Annotated in this window: 20 protein-coding genes and 3 tRNA genes; 12 read left to right on the forward strand and 11 right to left on the reverse strand. The window is 73.1% G+C overall.

Going from position 1 to position 22,295, the window contains the following annotated elements; genetic code table 11:
- Window positions 1–57: 57 nt before the first annotated feature.
- Window positions 58–840: a sulfite exporter TauE/SafE family protein gene (locus tag ACFYR0_RS02500; RefSeq protein WP_389320910.1), complete on the forward strand. Its 783-nt coding sequence runs from the start codon at window positions 58–60 to the stop codon at window positions 838–840.
- Window positions 841–1,053: 213 nt separating this feature from the next.
- On the opposite strand, the gene ACFYR0_RS02505 is transcribed toward ACFYR0_RS02500, so the two are convergent.
- A complete protein-coding gene (locus ACFYR0_RS02505; protein ID WP_389320913.1) occupies window positions 1,054–1,944 on the reverse strand; it encodes an NAD(P)-dependent oxidoreductase in 891 nt (296 codons plus the stop codon).
- A 120-nt stretch (window positions 1,945–2,064) separates the two neighbouring features.
- On the opposite strand from ACFYR0_RS02505, the gene ACFYR0_RS02510 reads away from it, so the two are divergent.
- A complete protein-coding gene (locus ACFYR0_RS02510; protein ID WP_389321125.1) occupies window positions 2,065–2,493 on the forward strand; it encodes a winged helix-turn-helix transcriptional regulator in 429 nt (142 codons plus the stop codon).
- Here the strand turns inward: ACFYR0_RS02510 and ACFYR0_RS02515 are convergent.
- Together ACFYR0_RS02515 and ACFYR0_RS02520 are read right to left on the reverse strand one after the other, a co-directional pair.
- Window positions 2,428–3,048, reverse strand: coding sequence for a class F sortase (locus ACFYR0_RS02515; protein ID WP_389320916.1), 621 nt, complete (start codon window positions 3,046–3,048; stop codon window positions 2,428–2,430). The genes ACFYR0_RS02510 and ACFYR0_RS02515 overlap by 66 nt on opposite strands.
- 111 nt (window positions 3,049–3,159) lie before the next feature.
- Window positions 3,160–3,663 (reverse strand): hypothetical protein, encoded by a 504-nt coding sequence (locus tag ACFYR0_RS02520; RefSeq protein ID WP_389320918.1) that lies wholly within the window; start codon window positions 3,661–3,663, stop codon window positions 3,160–3,162.
- 488 nt (window positions 3,664–4,151) lie between these two features.
- Here ACFYR0_RS02520 and ACFYR0_RS02525 point away from each other — a divergent pair, with 488 nt between their 5' ends.
- Window positions 4,152–4,607 (forward strand): gamma-glutamylcyclotransferase family protein, encoded by a 456-nt coding sequence (locus ACFYR0_RS02525; RefSeq protein WP_389320921.1) that lies wholly within the window; start codon window positions 4,152–4,154, stop codon window positions 4,605–4,607.
- Window positions 4,608–4,628: 21 nt separating this feature from the next.
- Here ACFYR0_RS02525 and ACFYR0_RS02530 read toward each other — a convergent pair whose 3' ends face one another.
- The 3 genes from ACFYR0_RS02530 to ACFYR0_RS02540 form a co-directional block, all read right to left on the reverse strand.
- The gene (locus ACFYR0_RS02530) at window positions 4,629–5,081 is read right to left on the reverse strand and encodes a carboxymuconolactone decarboxylase family protein (protein ID WP_389320924.1); all 453 of its coding nucleotides are present in this window, start codon (window positions 5,079–5,081) and stop codon (window positions 4,629–4,631) included.
- Between the two features lie 84 nt (window positions 5,082–5,165).
- Window positions 5,166–7,301 (reverse strand): molybdopterin oxidoreductase family protein, encoded by a 2,136-nt coding sequence (locus ACFYR0_RS02535; RefSeq protein WP_389320927.1) that lies wholly within the window; start codon window positions 7,299–7,301, stop codon window positions 5,166–5,168.
- Window positions 7,302–7,441: 140 nt separating this feature from the next.
- Window positions 7,442–8,128, reverse strand: a complete 687-nt coding sequence (locus ACFYR0_RS02540) for a vancomycin high temperature exclusion protein (protein ID WP_389320930.1) — start codon at window positions 8,126–8,128, stop codon at window positions 7,442–7,444.
- 434 nt (window positions 8,129–8,562) lie between these two features.
- Here ACFYR0_RS02540 and ACFYR0_RS02545 point away from each other — a divergent pair, with 434 nt between their 5' ends.
- The 4 genes from ACFYR0_RS02545 (at window position 8,563) to dnaG (ending at window position 14,156) form a co-directional block, all read left to right on the forward strand.
- The gene (locus ACFYR0_RS02545) at window positions 8,563–9,363 is read left to right on the forward strand and encodes a sirohydrochlorin chelatase (protein WP_389320933.1); all 801 of its coding nucleotides are present in this window, start codon (window positions 8,563–8,565) and stop codon (window positions 9,361–9,363) included.
- Between the two features lie 111 nt (window positions 9,364–9,474).
- The gene (locus ACFYR0_RS02550) at window positions 9,475–10,737 is read left to right on the forward strand and encodes a deoxyguanosinetriphosphate triphosphohydrolase (protein ID WP_389320936.1); all 1,263 of its coding nucleotides are present in this window, start codon (window positions 9,475–9,477) and stop codon (window positions 10,735–10,737) included.
- A 119-nt stretch (window positions 10,738–10,856) separates the two neighbouring features.
- Window positions 10,857–12,122 (forward strand): NAD(P)/FAD-dependent oxidoreductase, encoded by a 1,266-nt coding sequence (locus tag ACFYR0_RS02555; RefSeq protein WP_389320938.1) that lies wholly within the window; start codon window positions 10,857–10,859, stop codon window positions 12,120–12,122.
- 132 nt (window positions 12,123–12,254) lie between these two features.
- On the forward strand, window positions 12,255–14,156 hold the full coding sequence (dnaG, locus tag ACFYR0_RS02560; RefSeq protein ID WP_389320940.1) for a DNA primase: 1,902 nt from the start codon (window positions 12,255–12,257) through the stop codon (window positions 14,154–14,156).
- Here dnaG and ACFYR0_RS02565 read toward each other — a convergent pair.
- Window positions 14,127–14,279, reverse strand: coding sequence for a hypothetical protein (locus ACFYR0_RS02565; protein ID WP_389320943.1), 153 nt, complete (start codon window positions 14,277–14,279; stop codon window positions 14,127–14,129). The two genes, dnaG and ACFYR0_RS02565, sit on opposite strands and share 30 nt — an antisense overlap.
- Window positions 14,276–14,587: a hypothetical protein gene (locus ACFYR0_RS02570; protein ID WP_389320946.1), complete on the reverse strand. Its 312-nt coding sequence runs from the start codon at window positions 14,585–14,587 to the stop codon at window positions 14,276–14,278. The genes ACFYR0_RS02565 and ACFYR0_RS02570 overlap by 4 nt, the downstream gene beginning before the upstream one ends.
- Window positions 14,588–14,725: 138 nt before the next feature.
- Here ACFYR0_RS02570 and ACFYR0_RS02575 point away from each other — a divergent pair, with 138 nt between their 5' ends.
- Window positions 14,726–16,024, forward strand: coding sequence for an RNA polymerase sigma factor (locus tag ACFYR0_RS02575; protein ID WP_389320949.1), 1,299 nt, complete (start codon window positions 14,726–14,728; stop codon window positions 16,022–16,024).
- Between the two features lie 21 nt (window positions 16,025–16,045).
- Here the strand turns inward: ACFYR0_RS02575 and ACFYR0_RS02580 are convergent.
- The 3 genes from ACFYR0_RS02580 to ACFYR0_RS02590 form a co-directional block, all read right to left on the reverse strand.
- Window positions 16,046–16,122 (reverse strand) — tRNA-Ile (locus ACFYR0_RS02580).
- 187 nt (window positions 16,123–16,309) lie between these two features.
- Window positions 16,310–16,382: transfer RNA gene (locus tag ACFYR0_RS02585), tRNA-Asn, on the reverse strand.
- Window positions 16,383–16,387: 5 nt separating this feature from the next.
- Window positions 16,388–16,460: transfer RNA gene (locus ACFYR0_RS02590), tRNA-Asn, on the reverse strand.
- A 134-nt stretch (window positions 16,461–16,594) separates the two neighbouring features.
- Between ACFYR0_RS02590 and ACFYR0_RS02595 the strand changes: the two genes are divergently transcribed.
- The 4 genes from ACFYR0_RS02595 (at window position 16,595) to ACFYR0_RS02610 (ending at window position 22,184) form a co-directional block, all read left to right on the forward strand.
- Window positions 16,595–16,900 (forward strand): YtxH domain-containing protein, encoded by a 306-nt coding sequence (locus ACFYR0_RS02595; RefSeq protein ID WP_389320952.1) that lies wholly within the window; start codon window positions 16,595–16,597, stop codon window positions 16,898–16,900.
- Window positions 16,901–16,944: 44 nt separating this feature from the next.
- Window positions 16,945–18,396 carry an FGGY family carbohydrate kinase gene (locus ACFYR0_RS02600; RefSeq protein ID WP_389320955.1) on the forward strand — a complete coding sequence of 484 codons (1,452 nt, stop codon included), beginning with the start codon at window positions 16,945–16,947 and terminating at the stop codon, window positions 18,394–18,396.
- Between the two features lie 126 nt (window positions 18,397–18,522).
- A complete protein-coding gene (locus ACFYR0_RS02605; RefSeq protein WP_389320958.1) occupies window positions 18,523–20,256 on the forward strand; it encodes an ABC transporter ATP-binding protein in 1,734 nt (577 codons plus the stop codon).
- The gene (locus ACFYR0_RS02610; RefSeq protein WP_389320961.1) at window positions 20,256–22,184 is read left to right on the forward strand and encodes an ABC transporter ATP-binding protein; all 1,929 of its coding nucleotides are present in this window, start codon (window positions 20,256–20,258) and stop codon (window positions 22,182–22,184) included. The genes ACFYR0_RS02605 and ACFYR0_RS02610 overlap by 1 nt, the downstream gene beginning before the upstream one ends.
- Window positions 22,185–22,295 lie beyond the last annotated feature (111 nt).

The following is a 22,295-nucleotide window of genomic DNA, read 5'->3' on the forward strand; positions in this document are numbered from 1 at the left end:
CTGAACCCGCCGATCTACGTGGACAGGGCATGTATCCCGTCCCGTAGGGTCCCGACCATGCCCGACATACCTCTCACCATGATCGCCCTGCTGTGCCTGGCCGCCCTCGCGGCCGGCTGGATCGACGCCGTGGTGGGCGGTGGCGGGCTGCTGCTTCTCCCGGCGCTGCTGCTGGGTCTGCCGGGTAACACCCCGGCCGCGCACGCGCTGGGCACGAACAAGGCGGTGGCCATCGTGGGCACCACGGGCGCCGCCGTGACGTACACCCGCAAGGCGCCGGTGGACGTCCGGCTGGCCGTGCGGATCGGGCTCGCGGCGCTGGCCGGGTCCTCGGCGGGGGCGTTCTTCGCGGCCGGGATGAGCACCGAGGTACTCAAGCCGGTGATCATGGTCGTGCTGCTGGGGGTGGCGGCGTTCGTGATCCTGCGGCCCGCCTTCGGCACGGCCCCGGCGCCGGGCGCGGTCACCCGCCGCCGCATTCTCGCCGCGATCGGCCTGGCGGGCCTCGGCATCGGGTTCTACGACGGGCTGATCGGCCCCGGCACCGGTACGTTCCTCGTCCTCGCCCTCACCGCCGTCCTCCGTCTCGACCTGGTGACCGCCTCCGCCACCGCCAAGATCGTCAACTGCTGCACCAACGCCGGCGCCCTCGCCATGTTCGCCTGGCAGGGCGCCGTGCTGTGGCAGCTGGCCGCGCTGATGGCCGTGTTCAACCTCGCGGGCGGCACGCTGGGCGCCCGCACCGCCCTGAAGAAGGGCAGCGGCTTCGTCCGCGTCGTGCTGCTGACGGTGGTGTTCACGCTGGTGGCGAAGCTGGCGTGGGAGCAGTGGCTCGCCTGATCCGCCGGGGGCGTGCCCGCTGACCGGGCGGGGTGTCGGGACGCGGCAATGGGGCCGGGCGTCGGGACCCGGTGCACGGTCGGGCGTCGGGACCCGGTGACCGGGTGACGGGGTCGGGCGTCGGGACGCGGTGCACGGTCGGGGGGCAGGACGCGGTGACCGGGCCGGGCGTCGGCACCCGGTGGCCCCGTGCCCCGGTGACCGGGCCGGGCGTCAGGACCCCGCGGCGCGCACCGCGAGCAGGTCGACCATCCCGACGGTGTCCTCCGCGCCCCGCCCCTCGGCGACCAGCCGGTCCATCAGCGCCATGTACGGCGTGAGCAGCTCGGGGCTGACGCCCTGCTCCTCGGCGGTGCGCAGCAGCGTGGCGTTGCCCGCCGCCTGCATCGCCGCGTTGGACACGACGCCCTCGGTGTGGTCCCCGCTCTCCAGTCGGGCGGCAGCGCCGTGCACCTGCCCCGCCATCGCGGTGAGCCAGCCCTCGAGCAGCGGCGCGAACTCCTTCGGCGCGATGTTCTCGCGGCGCACCAGCGCGAAGGCGTGGAACACCCCGGCGAACATGCCGCTCATGGCGCTGAGCAGCGCCACGTCGTGCAGCGCCGCGAAGCCCGGGTCGGTGCCGGTGAAGACCGCCCCGGCCGGTACGGCGAGGGTGTCCCGGTGCTGCTCGAACAGCCCGGCCGAACCGCTGTAGAACACGTACGCCCCCGAGGCGGGGTCGGCGATCATCGGCGGCACGGCCATGATGCCCGCGTCCAGGAAACGGGCGCCGCGCGCCTCGGCCCAGGCGGCCCGGGCACGGCCTTCCGCGGGGGTGCCGGTGGTGAGGTTCACCAGGTCCCGGCCGGTGAGGACGGTGTCCTCCAGGGCCTCGCCGACGGAGGCGTCGTCGAGCAGGCAGACGATCACGAGCCCGCCCGCGGCGACCGCCTCAGCCGCGCTGCCGGCGACGGAGGCTCCCTCGGCGGCCAGCGCCTCGGCTCGGGCGGGGGTGCGGTTCCAGACGGTGACGGGGTGGCCGGCGGCGAGCCAGGCGCGCACCAGGGCGCTGCCCATGGCGCCGGTGCCGAGGACGGTGAGCGGGGCAGGTGCGGTGTCGGTCATGACGGTTAGGCTCGATCAGGGTGGCGGGCCCGCTCAAGTACGCACTTCGGAGTGGGTGGTTACCGCCGGGAAAGCATCCAGGCAGGGAGACCGGGCATGGCGACGGGTACGGGGCCGGGCATGGCGACGGGGACGGGGCCGGGCAGGGGCCCGGGCGGGACGGCGGGCAGGCGGCCGGGGTCGTACGTCTGCGGGATCGACGCGGCGATGGACGTGATCGGCGGCAAGTGGAAGGTGCTGATCCTGTGGGCGCTGCGCACCCGCCCGCACCGCTTCGGCGAGCTGCGCCGCGAACTGCCCGGCGTCACGGAGAAGGTGCTCGCCGCGCATCTGCGCGAGCTGGAGGCGGACGGCGTCGTGCACCGCGAGGAGTACGACGAGGTGCCGCCCAGGGTGGAGTACTCCCTGACGGCGCGGGGCGAGAGCCTCGACGCCGCGCTGGAGCCGCTCGGTGCGTGGGGCAGGGAGAACGTGCTGGGCGGGTCAGCGCGCGGCACCGGTGAGCCGGGCGAAGACGACGACGTTGCCCTGGTAGCCGGTCGCGCGTGACCAGCCGCCGCCGCAGGTGATCACCCGCAGCTCGGGCCGGGGCGCGGTGCCGTAGACCTTCTGGTCGGGGAAGTCGGCCGCCCGGTAGACCTCGACGGCGTAGACGCTGAACCGGGCCGTGCCGCCGTCGCGCCGGTCGATCTCGATGACGCCGCCCTTCTTCAGGGCGCCGAGGGAGAAGAAGACGGCCGGGCCGTCCGCGTTGTCGACGTGCCCGGCGACGATCGCGGTGCCCCTCTCGCCGGGGGTGGTGCCGGCCTCGTACCAGCCGGCCAGGTTCTCGCGCTCGGCGGGCGGCACGTCCAGGCTGCCGGAGGCGGTGAGGCCGAGGCCCGTCAGGGGCGCGTCCACGCGGATCGCGGGGATGCGGATGCGGTCCGGCGGCGAGGGCGGCAGCGGGCGGGCGGCGGGCTCGGCGGCGGCGTCGGCGCGGGCCTCGGCCGCGGAGGGCTGCGGCGGGGCGTGCGTGGCGAGGCCGTCGTGCAGCAGCCAGGCGCCCGCGCACAGGGCGATGACGGTGACGGCCGCTGTCGCGGCGGTGCCGTGTCGGCGCACCTTGACCTCCCGTGGGGGCCTGCCCGTGCCCCCTCCGGGCCGTGGGGGGCGGTCGGACCCGGAGGGGGAGGGGACAAGCGGTACCGGCGGACGGACAGCGGAGGGTGTCCGTCAGATCCCGTCGCCTCTCGCCCGGCGATGCAGGAGCCAGGTACCGCCCGCGGCGGCGACGGCGAGAGCCGCCACGCCTGCCGCGGTCTGCACGGGATCGGGGCCCAACGCGCCGCCGACCCCCGTCCTCACACTGCCGCGCGGCTGCACGGCGGTCAGCGTCACCACCAGGTCGCCGCGCACCTCGCGGCCGCCCCGGGCACACGCCACGACGATCTCGTACGTCCCGGGCTGCGCGCTCGGCGGCACCTTGAACCGTCCCGTCGCCTCGCCCTCGGGCGCGCCGGGCGCCAGGGTGAAGTGCCCCGCCCCGACCGCGCTGGCGTCACCGGCCGCCGTACCGCCGTCACCGCAGGCGGCGGTGCCCACGGTGACCACGCCGCCCGGCACCACGGACGACGGGAGCACGTCGAGACCGCCGGCGGCCAGGGCGGGTGCGGCGAGCGGCCCGCCGACGGCGGCGGCGAGCGCGGCACCGGTCAGCAGCCGGGCGGTACGTCGCATCGGTCGCTCCTCACGAGCATCGGCGGTCTGCTCTTCCCTGCTCCTCCGAGGTAAAGGGCAGCACGCCGGACCCGCTTGCTGACCCACCGTCAGAAACGCCGTGCGCGGCCGCCGAGCGGGTGCCTCCCGGAACCCGTTTCGGCAGGTCACGACCGTGAGGGGGAGGTGCCGCGGAAGAACACCCGAAGGGCGCAGGGCGACGGGGTGAACGGGTGACCCCGGGCGGCGCCCCGCCGCCCGTGCGGCCGTTCCGTCACCGGCGGTACCCGCGCCGCGGTGTGCGGGGCGGTAGCCGCGCCGCCATATGCGGCCGTCTCCGTCACCGACGCTCGGGGGCCTCCCCCCGTCGGGACCGCCTGGGCCGGGCGCCTCGGCGCACCCCGACCGCGCGTGACCGGGATTCCAGGGGCCGCGCACCTGCCATGGCCATAGCGATTCCGTGCAGGTGTGCGAGATCCGTGCAGCTGTGAGAGGTGAGAATCGTTTCCGTGACGCCCGACAGCCCCCGCCGCCTCCCCTTCTTCGTCTACGGCACCCTCCGCCCCGGCGAGCCCAACCACGACGCCTTCCTGCGCGGCCGCACCCGTGCCGAGGAGCCCGCCCGGCTCACCGGCGCGGTGCTGTACGAGGGCCCCGGCTACCCCTACGCCGTGGAGGAGGCCGGGGGAGAGGTAAGCGGCGAACTGGTCACCGCGCGGCCCGAGGCCTACGGCCGACTCCTCGAAGAACTGGACCGGTTGGAGGAGTACGTCCCCGGCGACCCGCGCCGCAGCCTCTACGAGCGGGTGGCCCGCGAGGTCACCCGGGACGCCGACCGGACCGCCGTGCGGGCCTGGGTCTACCTCGCCGCGCCCTCCGTCGCCGTACGGCTGCGGGCGTGCGGGCGGCTCATCGCGGGCGGCGACTGGCTCGCCCGCGAACGGCCACTCCCGGGCGGCGGCTGACCCGCCCCCGTCCGCCGCCGCTCACATCGTGCCGGGTGTCTTACGCGTCGTCACATTCATCCGGTTCCACGTGTTCACCGTGAAGACCAGCGCGATCAGCTGGGCCAGCTCCTGCTCCCCGAAGTGGCGCGCGGCCTCCTCGTACACCTCGTCGTGGACGCCGTGCGGCAGCAGCGTGACCGCCTCGGTGAGGGCGAGCGCGGCCCGCTCCCTCTCCGTGTACAGGCTCGACTCCTGCCACGCCGACAGCTGGTGGATCCGGTCCTCGCTCTCGCCGCCCTTGCGGGCGTCACCGGTGTGGTAGTCGATGCAGTACGCGCACCGGTTGATCTGTGAGGCGCGGATCTGGACCAGCTCCAGCAGGACCGGGTCGACGCCCTGCCGGGCGGCCGCGTCCAGGGCCAGAACCGCCTTGAACACCTTCGGGGCGACGGCGGAGAAGTTCATGCGCTGGGGTACCTGGTAGGTCGTCATGTCTCGAATCTACGAGGCCAGAAGACCTGCCACGGGGTGCATTCCGGCCCGGGAATCATGGGTCAATTCCGGGCCGGACACGGGTCATTCACCGGTCGGCGCGACCGCCTCCAGCCGCACCGCGCACGCCTTGAACTCAGGCATCCGCGAGGTCGGGTCCAGGGCCGGGTTGGTGAGCGTGTTGGCCCGGCCCTCGCCCGGCCAGTGGAACGGCATGAACACCGTGTCCGGGCGGATGGCCGTGGTGATCCGGGCCGGTGCCACCGCGCGGCCGCGCCGTGAGACCACCGCCACCGGGTCGCCCTCGGACGCGCCCAGCCGGGCCGCCAGCCGCGGGTGCAGCTCCACGAAGGGGCCCGGCGCCGCGGCGTTGAGTTCCGCCACCCGCCGGGTCTGCGCGCCCGACTGGTACTGCGAGACCACCCGGCCGGTGGTGAGCAGCACCGGGTACTCCTCGTCGGGCTCCTCGGCGATCGCCCGGTGCGAGACCGGGGCGAACCGCGCCCGCCCGTCCGGCGTGGCGAAACGGTCCAGGAAGAGACGCGGGGTGCCGGGGTGCGCATCGGACGAGCCGGTCCCGGCGGCCTCGGCGCCGTCGGGCGAACCCGGCTCCACCGGACCCGGGCAGGGCCAGAACACCCCGTTCTCCTCCGCCAGCCTCCCGTACGTCATCCCGGAGTAGTCCGCGACCCCGCCCGCGCTCGCGCGCCGCAGCTCCTCGAAGACCTCCTCGGGATCGGTCGGGAAGCCCTTCTCCACCCCCAGCCGGGCGGCGAGGCCGTGCAGGACGTCCAGGTCGCTGCGGACGCCGTCGGGCGGGGTGAGCGCCCGGCGGCGCAGCAGGACGCGGCCCTCCAGGCTGGTCGTCGTGCCGGTCTCCTCCGCCCACTGCGTCACCGGCAGCACGACGTCGGCGAGTTCGGCCGTCTCCGACAGCACCACGTCGGCCACCGCGAGGAAGTCCAGCGACCGCAGCCGCTCCTCGACGTGCGCGGCGCGCGGCGCGGAGACGACCGGGTTGGAGCCCATCAGCAGCAGGGACCTGATGTCGGACCCGAGCGCCTCCAGCAGCTCGTACGCGCTGCGCCCCGGCCCCGGCAGCGAGTCCGGGTCCACGCCCCACACCGCGGCCACGTGCCGCCGCGCCTCGGGGTCGTCCAGCTTGCGGTAGCCGGGCAGCTGGTCGGCCTTCTGGCCGTGCTCGCGGCCGCCCTGTCCGTTGCCCTGGCCGGTCAGACAGCCGTACCCGGACAGCGGTCGGCCCGCGCGGCCCGTGGCCAGGCACAGGTTGATCCAGGCGCCCACGGTGTCGGTGCCCTTGGACTGCTGCTCGGGCCCGCGCGCGGTGAGCACCATCGCCGCCTCGGGCTCGCAGAACAGCCGTACGGCCTCGCGCAGTTCGGGCACGGACACGCCGGTGACGCGCTCGACGTACTCCGGCCAGTGCGCCATCGCCGCCGCGCGGGCCTCCTCCCAGCCCGTCGTCCGCTCACCGATGTAGCCCTCGTCGGTGCGCCCCTCCGCCACGACCAGGTGCAGCATGCCCAGCGCGAGCGCCAGGTCGGTGCCCGGCCGGGGGGCAAGATGCAGATCGGCCTGCTCGGCGGTGCGGGTGCGGCGCGGGTCGACGACGATCAGCGTGCCGCCGTTCTCCTTGAGCTCGGTGAGGTAGCGCAGCGCGGGCGGCATCGTCTCCACGAGGTTGGAGCCGACCAGGATCACGCACCCGGTGCGGGGGATGTCCTCCAGCGGGAACGGCAGCCCGCGGTCCAGCCCGAACGCCTTGATCCCGGCCGCCGCCGCGGAGGACATGCAGAACCGGCCGTTGTAGTCGATCTGCGAGGTGCCCAGCGCGATCCGGGCGAACTTGCCCAGGCTGTAGGCCTTCTCGTTGGTCAGGCCGCCGCCGCCGAACACCCCGCACGCGTCGGGGCCGTGCTCGGCGCGCGTGCCGCGCATCGCCCCGGCGATCCGGTCGAGCGCCTCGTCCCAGCCGGCCGGCACCAGCACCCCGCCCGAGCGCACCAGCGGGGTGGTCAGCCGCACGCCCGGCGCCAGGACCGCCGCCGCCGTGCGGCCCTTGCCGCACAGGGCGCCCCGGTTCACCGGGAAGTCGGCGCGCTCGGTCACCTCGACGCCCCCCTCGCGTGCGGGCGACAGGTTCATCCCGCACTGCAGGGCGCAGTAAGGGCAGTGAGTGGGCGTCGAGGTGGTCTCCATGCACCTCAGCGTGGGTCGGGCGTGTTACGCGGAGGACGGCTGATTGTTAAACGAAGCGCACGGCGACCTCCCCGGGGCCCCGCGCCCGCCGTGAGGTGGGCGGTCACCCGCCCCACCGGCCTCCGCGGGCGTGGGCGAGGTCACACCCCCCGGCGGGCGTCCCGCAGCGCCCGCGTCACTCCGGGCTCCCTGCGCCCCAGGAACCGCGGGTCCGGCTCGAACAGGGCGTCCAGCGCGGCCTTGCCGGAGGCGACGACGTCCCGGACCTCGCCGGAGTACCAGGTCGCGTCGTGCGGCTCGTCGACCCCGACGCCGTACGAGCGCACCCCCGCCTCCTCGCACAGCGCCACCGCCCTGCGGACATGGAAGCCCTGGCTGATCAGCACCGCCTCGTCGACCCCGAAGATCCTCTTCGCGCGCACACAGGAGTCCCAGGTGTCGAAGCCCGCGTAGTCCGACACGATCCGCCGGTCCGGTACACCGTGCCGGGTCAGATAGGCGCGCATCGCGTCCGGCTCGTCGTACTCCTTCCGGCTGTTGTCCCCGGTCACCAGGACGACCTTCACCCGCCCCGCGCGGTACAGCTCGGCCGCCGCGTCCAGCCGGTGCGCGAGGTACGGCGACGGCTCCCCGTTCCACAGCCCGGCGCCGAACACCACGGCCACGTCCGAGCGCGGCACGTCCGCCGTCGTACGCAACCGTCCGTCGGTCACGAGATGCAGCCACGCCGACGGCAGCAGCGCCAGCGCGCAGACCGCCATCACGGCCTGCGCCAGGCGCCGCCACCCGGTACGCGTGCGCGGCAGCCGAGGTCGCGCGATCTTCATCCGGCCACCCTCCGATCCGGCACCGGTCCCCTCCGGTCCCGAGAAGGGAGGACGCCGGACACGCCGGTCCGGTTCACCGCGCAGGCATCCCCGCCGCACCTCACCCCGCGGTGCGGTGCACCGCGCACCGGTCCCGCGTCACACCTCACCCCGCGGTGCGGTGCATCGCGCGGCAGTTCCGCGCCGCGCCTCACCCGCGGTCGGGTCCACCGCGCAGCGGTCCCGCACCGCGCACCGGTCCCGCGCCGCACCTCACCCCGCGGTCCGGTCCATCGCGCGGCAGTTCCGCGTCACACCTCACCCCGCGGTCGGGTCCACGGCGCACCGGTCCCGTGCCGCGCCTCACACCGTTCCCCGGCACTCCGTGAAGCAGCGGAAAACACCCGTGACGGCCGTGCAACGGCCACGCAATCTCCGTCCGCCAGGCTCTCCGCATGACGGCGTATCTCAGGAACCGGATCAGCGGCGAGCTCGCGAGCCGCCTCGGCCTCGCCCCGCTCGACGGCCACCGCCCGGCCGCGCCCGCGCTCGTCCTGGTCGCCCACGGCAGCCGCGACCCGCGGGCCCTGGCGACCGTGCGCGAGCTGCTCGACCGGGTCCGCGAGCTGCGCCCCGACCTCGCCGTCCACCTCGGCCACATCGAGCTCAACGCGCCGCTGCTGACGGACACCCTCGCCGCCCTGCCCGGCGAGTCCGTCCTGGTCCCACTGCTGCTGAGCCGCGGCTACCACGTCAAGCAGGACATCCCCGAGATGGCGGCCGAGGCGCGGGCGCACACCTACGTGGCCGCACCGCTGGGCCCGCACCCGCTGCTGGTGGAGGCCCTCTACGAGCGTCTCACCGAGGCCGGCTGGCACGCCCCGCGCACCGAGTCCGAGCGCCGCTCCAGCGCGGTCGTGCTGGCCGCCGCCGGCTCCCGCGACCCCGAGTCCGCCGTGGGCACCCGCCGGATCGCCGCCCTGCTCGCCGAGCGTGTGGGCGTGCCGGTCGTCCCCGCCTACGCCTGCGCCGCCAAGCCCACCGTCCCGGCCGCGATCCGTTCCCTGGCCGCGCGCGGCCGCCACCGCGTCGCCGTCGCCTCCTGCTTCACCGCCCCCGGCCGCTTCGCGACGGAGTGCGCGAACGCGGCCCCCTGGATCGCCGCGGCCCCCCTGGGCGCCCACCCGGCGATGGCCCGCCTGCTCCTGCACCGCTACGACCAGGCCCTCGCCACGCGGATGAGGACGGCCGCCTGACCGTTCGCAACGGGCCACGAACCACCCGCACCCCCGACACAACGGCACACGGCGAACGAACCCGCGACACAACAGCACGTCGCGGACGCACGGGCGCACTACTGTCGAACCATGGCTGGCACCCCCTACGACGACACGGCGACCGAACGCTGGGCCCCCGAGCCCGACAAACGCCCGGGCCGCACCGCCTTCCAGCGCGACCGCGCCCGCGTCCTGCACTCCTCCGCCCTCAGAAGGCTCGCCGGAAAGACCCAGGTCGTCACCCCCGGCGCCAGCGGCAGCGCCTGGGACGCCAGCCCCCGCACCCGCCTCACCCACTCCCTGGAGTGCGCCCAGGTGGGCCGGGAGCTCGGCGCGGCCCTCGGCTGCGACCCCGACCTGGTCGAGGCCGCCTGTCTGTCCCACGACCTCGGCCACCCGCCCTTCGGCCACAACGGCGAACAGGCCCTCAACGAGTTCGCCGCGGACTGCGGCGGCTTCGAGGGCAACGCCCAGTCCCTCAGGCTCCTCACCCGCATCGAGCCCAAGCGGTTCACCGAGGACGGCTCCGTCGGACTGAACCTCACCCGCGCCGCCCTGGACGCGTCCACCAAGTACCCCTGGCCGCGCGGCGCCCACCCCGAGACCCCCGGCTCGCAGAAGTTCGGCGTGTACGAGGACGACCGCCCGGTCTTCGACTGGGCCCGCAAGGACGCCCCGGGCACCCGCACCTGCTTCGAGGCGCAGGTCATGGACTGGTCGGACGACGTGGCGTACTCGGTGCACGACGTGGAGGACGGCCTGCACGCCGGGCACATCGACCCCAACCTCCTGCACGCCGAGCCGGAACGGCGGGACGTGTTCGCGGTGGCCGTCGGCCGCTACGTGCCCGCGGACACCGACCCGGCCGAACTCGCCGAGGCCCTCGACCGGCTCCAGGACGAGGAGTGGTGGCCGCACGGCTACGACGGCACGGCCCTCGCCCAGGCCCGGCTGAAGGACGCCACCAGCCAGCTCATCGGCCGGTTCTGCCTGGCCGCCGAGACCGCCACCCGGGCCGCGTACGGCGGCGGCCGGCTCACCCGCTACTCCGCCGAACTGGTCGTGCCGCGCGCGACGCGCATGGAGTGCGCGGTGCTGAAGGCGGTCGCCGACCGGTACGTCATGCAGCGCGACGAACAGACCCGCATCCGCGCCGACCAGCGGATCGTCGTCGCCGGACTCGCCGAGGCGCTCACCCTGCGCGCCCCCGACGGCCTCGACCCGCAGTTCCGCGCCCTGTTCGACCGGGCCGGCGACGACCGCGCCCGCAAGCGGGTGATCGTCGACCAGATCGCCTCCCTCACCGACGCGTCAGCGCGGTCGCTGCACACACGTCTGACGGGGTACGCGTGACGGGGGCATACACCGTAGGACCGTGACCCTCCGTGGCCTGATCGGGTCACTCCCTCTTCCCCCATCACGCTGCGTGCGGGAGGCTCGCATGTGGCGCTACGTCAACGAGGAGGCATCAAGTGGTCGACGCGGATCAGACATTCGTCATCGTCGGTGGCGGTCTCGCGGGAGCCAAGGCGGCCGAGACGCTCCGGGCGGAGGGCTTCTCGGGGCGGGTGATACTGATCTGCGACGAACGCGACCACCCCTACGAGCGGCCCCCGCTGTCCAAGGGGTTCCTGCTCGGCAAGGAGGGCCGCGACAGCGTCTTCGTGCACGAACCGGCCTGGTACGCGCGCAACGACATCGAACTCCACCTCGGCCAGACCGTCGACCGGATCGACCGCGCGGCGAGGACGGTCCGCTTCGGCGACGACGGCACCCTCGTCCACTACGACAAGCTGCTGATCGTGACCGGCGCCGAACCGCGCCGTCTGGACATCCCCGGCACCGACCTCGTCGGCGTCCACCATCTGCGCCGCCTCGCCCACGCCGAACGGCTCAAGCAGGCCCTGACCACGCTCGGTCGCGACAACGGCCATCTGGTGATCGCCGGCGCCGGCTGGATCGGCCTGGAGGTCGCGGCGGCCGCCCGCGGCTACGGCGCCGAGGTCACCGTCGTCGAGCCGGAGCCCACCCCGCTGCACGGCGTCCTCGGCCCCGAGCTCGGCAACCTCTTCGCCGAGCTGCACCGCGAGCACGGTGTCCGCTTCCACTTCGGCGCGCGGCTGACCGAGATCACCGGCCAGGACGGCATGGTCCTCGCGGCGCAGACCTCCGACGGGGAGGAGCACCCCGCGCACGCCGTCCTCGCCGCGATCGGCGCGGCCCCGCGCACCGCGCTCGCGGAGGCGGCCGGGCTGGAGATCGCCGACCGGGCACAGGGCGGCGGCATCCTCGCCGACGACCGGCTGCGCACCTCCGACCCGGACATCTACGCCGCCGGTGACGTGGTCTCGTTCCCGCACGAGCTGTTCGGCACCCGGCTGCGGGTGGAGCACTGGGCCAACGCCCTCAACGGCGGGCCCGCCGCCGCGAAGGCCATGCTCGGCCAGGACGTCGTCTACGACCGCGTGCCCTACTTCTTCTCCGACCAGTACGACCTGGGCATGGAGTACAGCGGATGGGCGCCGCCGGGGTCGTACGACGAGGTCGTGGTCCGCGGGGACGCCGGGAAGCGGGAGTTCATCGCGTTCTGGGTGAAGGAGGGGAGGGTGCTGGCCGGGATGAACGTGAACGTGTGGGACGTCACAGAGCCGATCCAACGGCTGATCCGGACGAAGGTCCGGGTCTCTTCGGACGCCCTCGCCGATCCTCGTGTGGCGTTGAGCGAACTGGGCGCCTGAGCGTCTGCCCGGTCCCGGCCGACTCGAGGGCCTGGTCGCTCTTCGCGCCCACGCGGCGGAGCCGCACATCGATACGGCCCCACGCCCCTTGGCAGGGGGTGGTGTGTCAGTCCCTCACCGTAGAATCTCCTCGTGGCAGGACGGATCAATGACGAGGACGTGAAGGCGGTACGGGACGCGGTTCCGATCGACGCCGTCGTGTCCGAGTACCTCCAGCTGCGCAACGCGGGTGGCGGCAACCTCAAGGGGCTGTGCCCGTTCCACGACGAGAAGTCGCCGTCCTTCCAGGTCAGCCCGAGCAAGGGGTTCTTCCACTGCTTCGGCTGCCAGGAGGGCGGCGACACCATCACCTTCGTGATGAAGATCGACCACCTCACCTTCTCCGAGGCGGTCGAGCGGCTGGCCGGCCAGGCGGGCATCACCCTGCGCTACGAGGAGGGCGGCTACAACCCCGCCCACCAGCGCGGCGAGCGCATCCGCCTGGTCGAGGCGCACAAGATCGCGGCCGAGTGGTACGCGGAGCAGCTCGCCACCGGCCCCGAGGCCGACACCGGCCGGCTCTTCCTCGCCGAGCGCGGCTTCGACCAGGCCGCGGCCGTGCACTTCGGCGTCGGCTACAGCCCCCAGGGCTGGGACCACCTCACCCGCTTCCTGCGCGGCAAGGGCTTCACCGACAAGGAGCTGATCCTGTCGGGCCTGTCCCAGGAGGGCCGCCGCGGCCCCATCGACCGCTTCCGCGGCCGGCTGATGTGGCCCATCCGCGACATCGGCGGTGAGGTCGTCGGCTTCGGCGCACGCAAGCTGTACGAGGCGGACAACGGCCCGAAGTACCTCAACACCCCCGAGACCCCGATCTACAAGAAGTCGCAGGTCCTCTACGGCATCGACCTGGCCAAGCAGCCCATCGCCAAGTCCAGCCGGGCCGTCGTCGTCGAGGGCTACACCGACGTCATGGCCTGCCATCTCGCCGGGGTCACCACGGCCATCGCCACCTGCGGCACGGCCTTCGGCGGCGAGCACATCCGTATCCTGCGCCGCCTGCTGATGGACAACGGCTCGGCCCGGGTGATCTTCACCTTCGACGGTGACGCGGCCGGCCAGAAGGCCGCCCTGCGCGCGTTCGAGGACGACCAGAAGTTCGCCGCCGAGACCTATATCGCCATCGCCCCCGACGGCATGGACCCCTGCGAGCTGCGCCTGGCCAAGGGCGACGAGGCCGTCGCCGACCTGGCCGAACCGCGCACCCCGCTCTTCGAGTTCGCGTTGCGACAGATCGTCCTGCGCTACGACCTGAACACCCCGGCCGGCCGCGCCGCCGCCCTGGACGAGGCCGCGCCGATCGTCGCCCGGATCAAGAACAGCGGCGCCCAGCACGAGGTCGCCGTCCAGCTCGCCGGGATGCTCGGCATCCTGGACACGCAGTTCGTCGTCAAGCGGGTGGGCCAGCTGGCCCGCTGGGCCCGCGACCGCGGCGGCCGGGGCCCCGCCCCCGAGCGGCAGCGCGGCGGGCAGATCCGGCAGGCGGCCCCCGCCGCGCCCGCCGGCCCGGCGCTGAACCTGCGCAACCCCGTCTACGCCACCGAGCGCGAGCTGCTCAAACTCGCCCTCCAGCGCCCGGACCTGGTCTCCCCGGCCTTCGACGCCTACGGGGTGGACGAGTTCACCGCCGCGCCCTACGCGGCCGTGCGGCTGGCGATCATCGAGGCGGGCGGCGCCGAGTACGGCGTCCCGGACCCGCAGCAGTATCTGGTCCGGGTCCGCGAGGCCGCCCCCGACGACACCGTCCGCGCGATGGTCACCGAGCTGGCCGTCGAGGCGATCATGCGCCGCACGGTCGACGAGGTGTACGCGGGCATGGTGCTGGTCCAGGTCCGCCGCCGCGCGGTGGAGCGGCGCATCCGGGACATCCAGTCCCGGCTGACCCGCCTGGCCGCCGGCGGCGACCCGGCCGAACTGGCCGCCGTGCAGAACGAGTTGTGGGTGCTCCAGCAGTACGACCAGGCGCTACGGGAGCACGGGGCCGGCGCCCTGTGACCGTTCCCCCTCCTCGAAGGCGGGAGGTACGGCCCGGACGGTGAACTCCGCCTCGGCGTCGGCGTGGCGCGGGTACCCGACGGCGAAGTGCTCCCACTCGACGTACCGCACCAGCTCGGTCACGTCGTCCAACGTGACGTACCGCCGCCGCGGGTAGGGCCACTCGCCCGACAGTTCGGACACCTTGTGCGGCAGCTCGTGGCGCAGGGGTGCCGTTCGGCGAGCAGGACGGCGTCGTAGAGGTCCCTGCCCTGCGCGTGGGCGTCGTTGAGCAGCCACATCGTCTTCCACGCCGGCGACAGCGCGCGTGCCGCGGCCCGGAGGACGGCGCCGCCCGGCAGCCCGACGGGCTCCGGCCCGTCGCGCCGCGCGGACTCGGCGGAGCCGTCGCGCCGGACCGTGACATGGGTTTCGTACAAGGATCCGGACACCGGGGGATCGTGCCAGATCAGCGGGGGCGTCGACACACCGGTCTGCCGTCACGGTAACCACGCGGTCACGGACCGGTCCCAAAAAGTCCTCGCACGCCCCTCGTGGCGGCGATGTGTCTTACCCCACACTGGGTCCCGGTGCCTGAGTCCCCGGAGCGCGGCCGATCCGTCCCCGACGGGTCCCCCACCCCCGCGATTCCGCTCATCGCGGACGGGACGGACAGCGGCGAGGCCGCCGACTCCGCCCCCGAAGCAGCGCTGCCGTGCCACTCCGCAGCGATCACCCTGGAGGTCGCCCCCGTGCAGACCCAGACCCTCGTCCAGAACGACACCGACACCGACGGGCCGGAGCCCGGCCCCGACGGCGGCATGCTCGTCGCCGTACCGCCGCAGGGCCGTGCCACGCTCCGACCCGAGGCCGGCCCCGAGCCGGCGTCCGAGCCGGCCGAACCACCCGCCGGGGCGCTGGAGGCGGCGGAGGCCCCCGAGCCCGCCGAACCGGCTCCCGCACGCGCCGACACCAGCGCGCCGTCCTCGGACCTGTTCCGCCAGTACCTGCGGGAGATCGGCCGCATCCCGCTGCTCACCGCCGCCGAGGAGGTCGACCTCGCCCGCCGCGTCGAGGCCGGCCTGTTCGCCGAGGAGAAGCTGCTCAGCACCCCCCACCTGGACACCCGGCTCGCGCTCGACCTCGACCGGCTCGTCGTCATGGGCCGGATGGCCAAACGGCGTCTCATCGAGGCGAATCTGCGCCTGGTGGTGTCGGTCGCCAAACGGTACGTCGGCCGCGGCCTGACCATGCTCGACCTGGTCCAGGAGGGCAACCTCGGGCTGATCCGGGCGGTGGAGAAGTTCGACTACGCCCGCGGCTACAAGTTCTCCACCTACGCCACCTGGTGGATCCGCCAGGCCATGTCCCGCGCCCTCGCCGACCAGGCCCGCACCATCCGGGTGCCCGTCCATGTCGTCGAGCTCATCAACCGTGTGGTGCGCGTGCAGCGCCGCATGCTCCAGGAGCGCGGCTACGAGCCGACCCCGGAGGAGGTGGCCGGCCAACTGGACCTGGCGCCCGAGCGGGTGGGCGAGGTGCTGCGCCTGGCCCAGGAGCCTGTCTCGCTGCACGCGCCGGTCGGCGAGGAGGACGACGTGGCGCTCGGCGACCTCATCGAGGACGGCGACGCCGCCTCCCCGGTCGAGTCGGCCGCGTTCCTGCTGCTGAGGGAGCACCTGGAGGCGGTGCTGTCGACGCTGGGGGAGCGGGAGCGCAAGGTGGTCCAGCTGCGCTACGGCCTGATGGACGGACGGCCGCGCACGCTGGAGGAGATAGGCCGCATCTTCGGGGTGACCCGGGAGCGCATCCGGCAGATCGAGTCGAAGACCCTGAACAAGCTGAGGGACCACGCGTTCGCGGACCAGCTGCGGGGGTATCTGGACTAACGTTCCTGCACGGCAGGCTTGTGGTGGGGCGGGTGGGACTCGAACCCACGGCCGACGGATTATGAGTCCGCTGCTCTAACCGGCTGAGCTACCGCCCCATAGCGGCGTGTCGCGTACATGTGTGCGCGCCGTCTGCCGCAGCATAGCCGCTCATACGATCTCCTGCTCCGGATGGTCGGCTTACCGCTGCCTTCGTGACCATGGAGACTCCGCCCTGGCTGCGGCGGTTCCACCCGGCCCGAACCGGACATGAAAAAGGACCCCGGAGGGGTCCTCTTCACGATGCTCCCCCGACTGGACTCGAACCAGTAACCTGCCGGTTAACAGCCGGCTGCTCTGCCAATTGAGCTACGGAGGACCGAGCTCCCCCGACTGGACTCGAACCAGTAACCTGCCGGTTAACAGCCGGCTGCTCTGCCAATTGAGCTACGGAGGAATGCCTCGTTGCATCGAACGTACCTACCTGGGTATTCGCCAGTGGGCGCTCGCTCGCTGCGACACATACATTAGCGCAAGCAGGGGGGTGCTCCGCCAATCGGTTCTCCACCACCACGGAAGGGTGGCTCCGCCATGCGCTACAAGCTCACGTTCGTCGTCGGACTGGCCGCGGGTTACGTGCTGGGCACACGTGCCGGGCGCGAGCGCTACGAACAGCTGAAGAAGTCCGCCCGCCGGGTCGCCCAGAACCCGGCCGTCCGCAACACCGCGGAGACCGCCGCGCACCAGGGCCGCGAGTTCACCGGCAAGGCCTTCCACGCGGTGGGCACCAAGGTGGGCGACCGGATCCCCGCCTCCGTGGCCGCCCGGGTCCGTCATCTGCGGGACCGCAACGGCAGCTTCCCGGAGGACGACGACTGGGGCACGAGCAACACCTGATCCTGTGAACGCCGATGCGGCCCGCGTACGGCAAAATCTCACTCATGGGGATAGTCGCCGGGTTGGACAGCTCACCCGATTTCACGCGCATCGTGGTCTGTGACACGGACACCGGGTCGGTACTGAGGCAGGGGTACGCCCCTCACCCGGCGGAGGGCGCCGACGACACACGCCCCAGTGACGTGGACCCGCAGGTCTGGCTGCTCTCCCTCGGTGAGGCGGCCGGCGGCGGGCTGCTGGAGGGCGTCCAGGCCATCGGCGTCTCCTCGCAGGCCAACGCCGTGGTCCCGCTGGACACGCAGGGCGGCACCGTGCGCCCGGCGATGGTCGGCGGCGACAAGCGCGCCCAGGTCGCCGCCGCGGACCTGACCGACGCGCTCGGCGGCCGCGAGGCCTGGTCGCAGGCGGTGGGCAGCGTCCCCACCGCCGCACAGGCGATCACCAAACTGCGCTGGCTCCAGAGGAGCGAGCCGGACAACGCGCTGCGCACCGCCGGGCTGATGCAGGCCCACGACTGGCTGGTCTGGCAGCTGCTGGGCCGTCCGGCGCGCCGGACGACCGACCGGGGCGGGGCCTCCGGGACCGGCTACTGGTCGGCGGCGACCGGCGCCTACCGGCCCGATCTGGTGGAGCTGGCGCTCGGTCACCAGGTGATGCTGCCCGAGGTGATCGGGCCCGCCGAGGCGGCCGGCACCACGCCGGAGGGCCTGCTGATCTCGGCCGGGACCGGCGAGACCATGGCCGCCGCGTTCGGGCTGGGGGTGGGGTTCGGTGACGCCGTCGTGTCGCTGGGCGCGTCCGGCTCGGTGATGGCCGTGCACCCCGAGCCGCTGCACGACGCCACCGGGATGATCACCTCGCTCGCCGACGCGACCGGGATGCATCTGCCGGTGGTGACCACCCTGAACGCCGTACGGGCCCTGCGCGGCACCGCCGAGCTGCTCGGGCTGCCCGATCTCGAGGCGCTGTCCGACCTGGCGATGAAGTCCACGCCCGGCGCGCACGGGCTGGTGCTGCTGCCCTATCTGGAGGGCGAGCGCACCCCGCATCTGCCGCACACCGCCGGGACCCTGGCGGGCCTCAGGCGCGAGGCGATGCGCCCGGAGCACCTGGCGCGGGCCGCCTTCGAGGGCATGCTGTGCGGGCTCGCCGACGCCCTGGACGTGCTGCGCGGGCGGGGCGTGGAGGTGCGGCGGATCTTCCTGCTGGGCCCCGCCGCCGAGCTGCCCGCGGTGCAGGCGGCAGCGCCCGCGCTGTTCGGGGCGCGGGTCGTGGTGCCGCAGCCGGCCGACTACGCCGCGATCGGCGCCGCCCGGCAGGCCGCCTGGGCCCTCGGCGTGTCGCAGGGCACACTCGACCCGCGCACCCCGCCGCCGTGGCAGGGCGCGGCCGGGCAGGTGCTCGACCCGGGCGACGACCTGGCCGTGGGACAGGCGGTGCGCCAGCAGTTCGTGTCGGTGCGGGAGCAGACGCATCCCGGGGCGTTCCGGCAGTAACGGACGGACCGCGGCGCGCCGGGGCGTTAATCGGTTGAGGTAACGCGGGTGCGGTGTCCGACGATAGGGGCCAAGGGCAACCATTCGCCCCCATCGCCGGACCCCGCCGACTCCGAGAGAAGCGACGTGCTCATACGACTTCTGCGGACCTACCTCAGTCCCTACCGCAAACCCATCGCCCTGCTGGTGCTGCTCCAGTTCCTCCAGACGTGCGCCACCCTCTACCTGCCCACCCTCAACGCGGACATCATCGACAACGGTGTCGTGCGCGGGGACACGGGCTACATCCTCGGCTTCGGCGCGCTCATGATCGCCATCTCGGTGGTCCAGGTCGTGTGCAACATCGGCGCCGTCCACCACGGTGCCCGCACGGCCGCCGCGCTCGGCCGGGACGTGCGCGCCGCCGTCTTCGAGCGCGTCCAGTCCTTCTCCTCGCGCGAGCTCGGCCACTTCGGCGCGCCCTCGCTGATCACCCGGACGACCAACGACGTCCAGCAGGTGCAGATGCTGGCCCTGATGGCGTTCACGCTGCTCGCGTCGGCGCCGATCATGTGCGTCGGCGGCATCGTGATGGCCCTCGGCCTGGACGTGCCGCTGTCCGCCGTGCTGATCGCGGTGGTGCCGGTGCTCGGCATCTGCGTGACGCTGATCGTGCGGGCGCTGCGGCCGCTGTTCCGGTCCATGCAGGAGCGGCTGGACACGGTGAACCGGGTGCTGCGCGAGCAGATCACCGGCAACCGCGTCATCCGCGCCTTCGTCCGCGACGAGTACGAGCAGCAGCGGTTCCGGAAGTCCAACACCGAGCTGACCGAGATGTCGCTGGGCACCGGCCGGCTGCTCGCGCTGATGTTCCCCATCGTGATGACGGTGGTGAACCTGTCGTCGATCGCGGTGGTGTGGTTCGGCGCGCACCGCATCGACAGCGGCGGCATGGAGATCGGCGATCTGACGGCGTTCCTCGCCTATCTGATGCAGATCGTGATGTCCGTGATGATGGCCACCTTCATGTTCATGATGGTGCCGCGCGCCGAGGTCTGTGCCGAGCGTGTCCAGGAGGTCCTGGACACCGAGAGCAGTGTGGTGCCGCCGGCGGACCCGGTGCGCGAGCTGCGCCGGCACGGGCATCTGGAGATCCGCGGCGCCGGGTTCCGCTACCCCGGCGCCGAGGAGCCGGTGCTCAGGAACGTGGACCTGGTGGCCCGCCCGGGGCAGACCACGGCCGTGATCGGCTCGACCGGCAGCGGCAAGTCCACCCTGCTGGGACTGGTGCCGCGGCTGTTCGACGTCACCGAGGGGCGGGTGCTGGTCGACGGGGAGGACGTGGCCGGGGTGGACCCGCAGGTGCTGGCACGGGTGGTCGGCCTCGTGCCGCAGAAGCCGTACCTGTTCGCGGGCACGGTCGCGACGAATCTGCGCTACGGCGATCCGGACGCCACCGACGCGGAGCTGTGGCACGCGCTGGAGGTGGCGCAGGCCAAGGAGTTCGTGGAGGCGCTGGAGGGCGGTCTGGACGCGCCGATCGCGCAGGGCGGCACCAACGTCTCCGGCGGTCAGCGGCAGCGCCTGGCGATCGCCCGCACGCTGGTGCAGCGCCCGGAGATCTATCTGTTCGACGACTCCTTCTCGGCGCTCGACTACTCCACCGACGCCGCCCTGCGGGCCGCGCTGTCCCGGGAGACGGCCGAGGCGACGGTGGTGATCGTGGCCCAGCGGGTGGCGACCATCCGGGACGCGGACCGGATCGTCGTGCTGGACGAGGGCCGGGTGGTCGGTGAGGGCCGCCACCACGAGCTGATGGCGGACAACGAGACCTACCGGGAGATCGTGCTCTCCCAGCTGACGGAAGCGGAGGCCGCCTGATGGCCGGGCCCATGGGGCGGATGATGGCCGGCGGCGGCCCCGACCAGCGCTCGCTGGACTTCAAGGGGTCGTTCAAACGGCTCGTCGGGCAGTTCCGCCCGGAACGGCTGACGATCGGTCTGCTGCTGTTGTGCGTGATCGTCAGCGTGGGCCTCTCGGTGGCCGGTCCGAAGATCCTCGGCACGGCCACCGACCTGGTGTTCGCGGGGCTGGTCGGGCGGGAGATGGAGCCCGGGCAGACCAAGGAGCAGGTCCTCGACGGGATGCGCGGGCGCGGCGACGGCGAGGTCGCCGACATGCTGGGCGGCACCGACTTCACCCCCGGCGAGGGCATCGACTTCACCGCCGTCGGGCATGTGCTGCTGATCGCGCTCGGGGTGTTCCTGGCCGCCGGTCTGCTGATGGCGGTGGCGACGCGGCTGGTCAACCGGTCGGTCAACAACACCATGTTCCGGATGCGCGAGGACGTGCAGACGAAGCTGTCCCGGCTGCCGCTGTCGTACTTCGACAAGAGCCGGCGCGGTGAGGTGCTCAGCCGGGCCACCAACGACATCGACAACATCGGGCAGACCCTCCAGCAGTCGATGGGGCAGCTGATCAACTCGGTGCTCACCGTCATCGGCGTACTGGCGATGATGTTCTGGGTGTCCTGGATACTCGCGCTGGTCGCGCTGGTGACCGTGCCGCTGTCGTTCGTCGTGGCGACCCGGGTCGGCAAGCGGTCGCAGCCGCACTTCGTGCAGCAGTGGCGGACCACGGGGCAGCTGAACGCGCACATCGAGGAGATGTACACCGGCCACACGCTGGTGAAGGTGTTCGGGCGGCAGCAGGAGTCGGCGAAGCAGTTCGCCGAGCAGAACGAGGCGCTGTACGAGGCCGGGTTCAAGGCGCAGTTCAACAGCGGGATCATGCAGCCGCTGATGATGTTCGTGTCGAACATCAACTATGTGCTGGTGGCGGTGGTCGGCGGACTGCGGGTGGCGTCCGGTTCCCTCTCGATCGGCGACGTGCAGGCGTTCATCCAGTACTCCCGCCAGTTCTCCATGCCGCTGACGCAGATCGCGTCGATGGCGAACCTCGTGCAGTCGGGCGTCGCCTCCGCCGAGCGGGTCTTCGAACTCCTGGACGCGCCCGAGCAGTCGGCGGACCCGGTGGCGGGCGGGCGGCCGCAGGAGCTGCGCGGGCGGGTCGCGCTGGAGGAGGTCTCCTTCCGCTACGACCCCGACAAGCCGCTCATCGAGGACCTGTCGCTGAAGGTCGAGCCGGGGCAGACGGTCGCGATCGTCGGGCCGACCGGCGCGGGCAAGACCACGCTGGTCAACCTGCTGATGCGGTTCTACGAGGTGTCCGGCGGGCGGATCACCCTCGACGGCGCCGACATCGCCGGGATGTCCCGCGACGACCTGCGGTCCGCCATCGGCATGGTCCTCCAGGACACCTGGCTGTTCGGCGGCACGATCGCGGAGAACATCGCGTACGGGGCCTCGCGGGAGGTCACGCGCGGTGAGGTCGAGGAGGCCGCGCGTGCGGCCCACGCGGACCGTTTCATCCGCACGCTCCCGGACGGCTACGACACGGTGATCGACGACGAGGGCACGGGCGTCAGCGCGGGCGAGAAGCAGCTCGTCACCATCGCCCGCGCGTTCCTCTCCGACCCGGTGATCCTGGTCCTGGACGAGGCGACGTCCTCGGTCGACACCCGCACGGAGGTCCTCATCCAGAAGGCCATGTCCAAACTCGCCCACGGCCGCACGTCGTTCGTCATCGCCCACCGCCTCTCCACGATCCGCGACGCGGACACGATCCTGGTCATGGAGAACGGCTCCATAGTCGAACAGGGCGCCCACACGGACCTGCTGTCCGCGGACGGCGCGTACGCCCGCCTGTACAAGGCCCAGTTCGCGGAGGCGGTCGCGGAGGTCGACTAGCCGGTACCAGGGCCGTTCCCGGTCCTGCCACCTCACCCGGATCCCCCGGCGCGGCACGCCCGCGCCGGGGGATTCCCATGTCCCGGCGCTGTCAGGACAGGTGGGTGGGGT

The organism is Streptomyces sp. NPDC005017, from assembly GCF_042873115.1.
Taxonomy (GTDB): Bacteria; Actinomycetota; Actinomycetes; order Streptomycetales; family Streptomycetaceae; genus Streptomyces.

Bases quoted from the DNA above. Each gene is read 5' to 3' on its own strand.
- ACFYR0_RS02500 (WP_389320910.1), top strand. From the start codon at position 58: ATGCCCGACATACCTCTCACCATGATCGCCCTGCTGTGCCTGGCCGCC.
- ACFYR0_RS02505 (WP_389320913.1), bottom strand. From the start codon at position 1,944: ATGACCGACACCGCACCTGCCCCGCTCACCGTCCTCGGCACCGGCGCC.
- ACFYR0_RS02510 (WP_389321125.1), top strand. From the start codon at position 2,065: ATGGCGACGGGGACGGGGCCGGGCAGGGGCCCGGGCGGGACGGCGGGC.
- ACFYR0_RS02520 (WP_389320918.1), bottom strand. From the start codon at position 3,663: ATGCGACGTACCGCCCGGCTGCTGACCGGTGCCGCGCTCGCCGCCGCC.
- ACFYR0_RS02530 (WP_389320924.1), bottom strand. From the start codon at position 5,081: ATGACGACCTACCAGGTACCCCAGCGCATGAACTTCTCCGCCGTCGCC.
- ACFYR0_RS02535 (WP_389320927.1), bottom strand. From the start codon at position 7,301: ATGGAGACCACCTCGACGCCCACTCACTGCCCTTACTGCGCCCTGCAG.
- ACFYR0_RS02540 (WP_389320930.1), bottom strand. From the start codon at position 8,128: ATGAAGATCGCGCGACCTCGGCTGCCGCGCACGCGTACCGGGTGGCGG.
- ACFYR0_RS02545 (WP_389320933.1), top strand. From the start codon at position 8,563: ATGACGGCGTATCTCAGGAACCGGATCAGCGGCGAGCTCGCGAGCCGC.
- ACFYR0_RS02550 (WP_389320936.1), top strand. From the start codon at position 9,475: ATGGCTGGCACCCCCTACGACGACACGGCGACCGAACGCTGGGCCCCC.
- ACFYR0_RS02595 (WP_389320952.1), top strand. From the start codon at position 16,595: ATGCGCTACAAGCTCACGTTCGTCGTCGGACTGGCCGCGGGTTACGTG.
- ACFYR0_RS02600 (WP_389320955.1), top strand. From the start codon at position 16,945: ATGGGGATAGTCGCCGGGTTGGACAGCTCACCCGATTTCACGCGCATC.
- ACFYR0_RS02610 (WP_389320961.1), top strand. From the start codon at position 20,256: ATGGCCGGGCCCATGGGGCGGATGATGGCCGGCGGCGGCCCCGACCAG.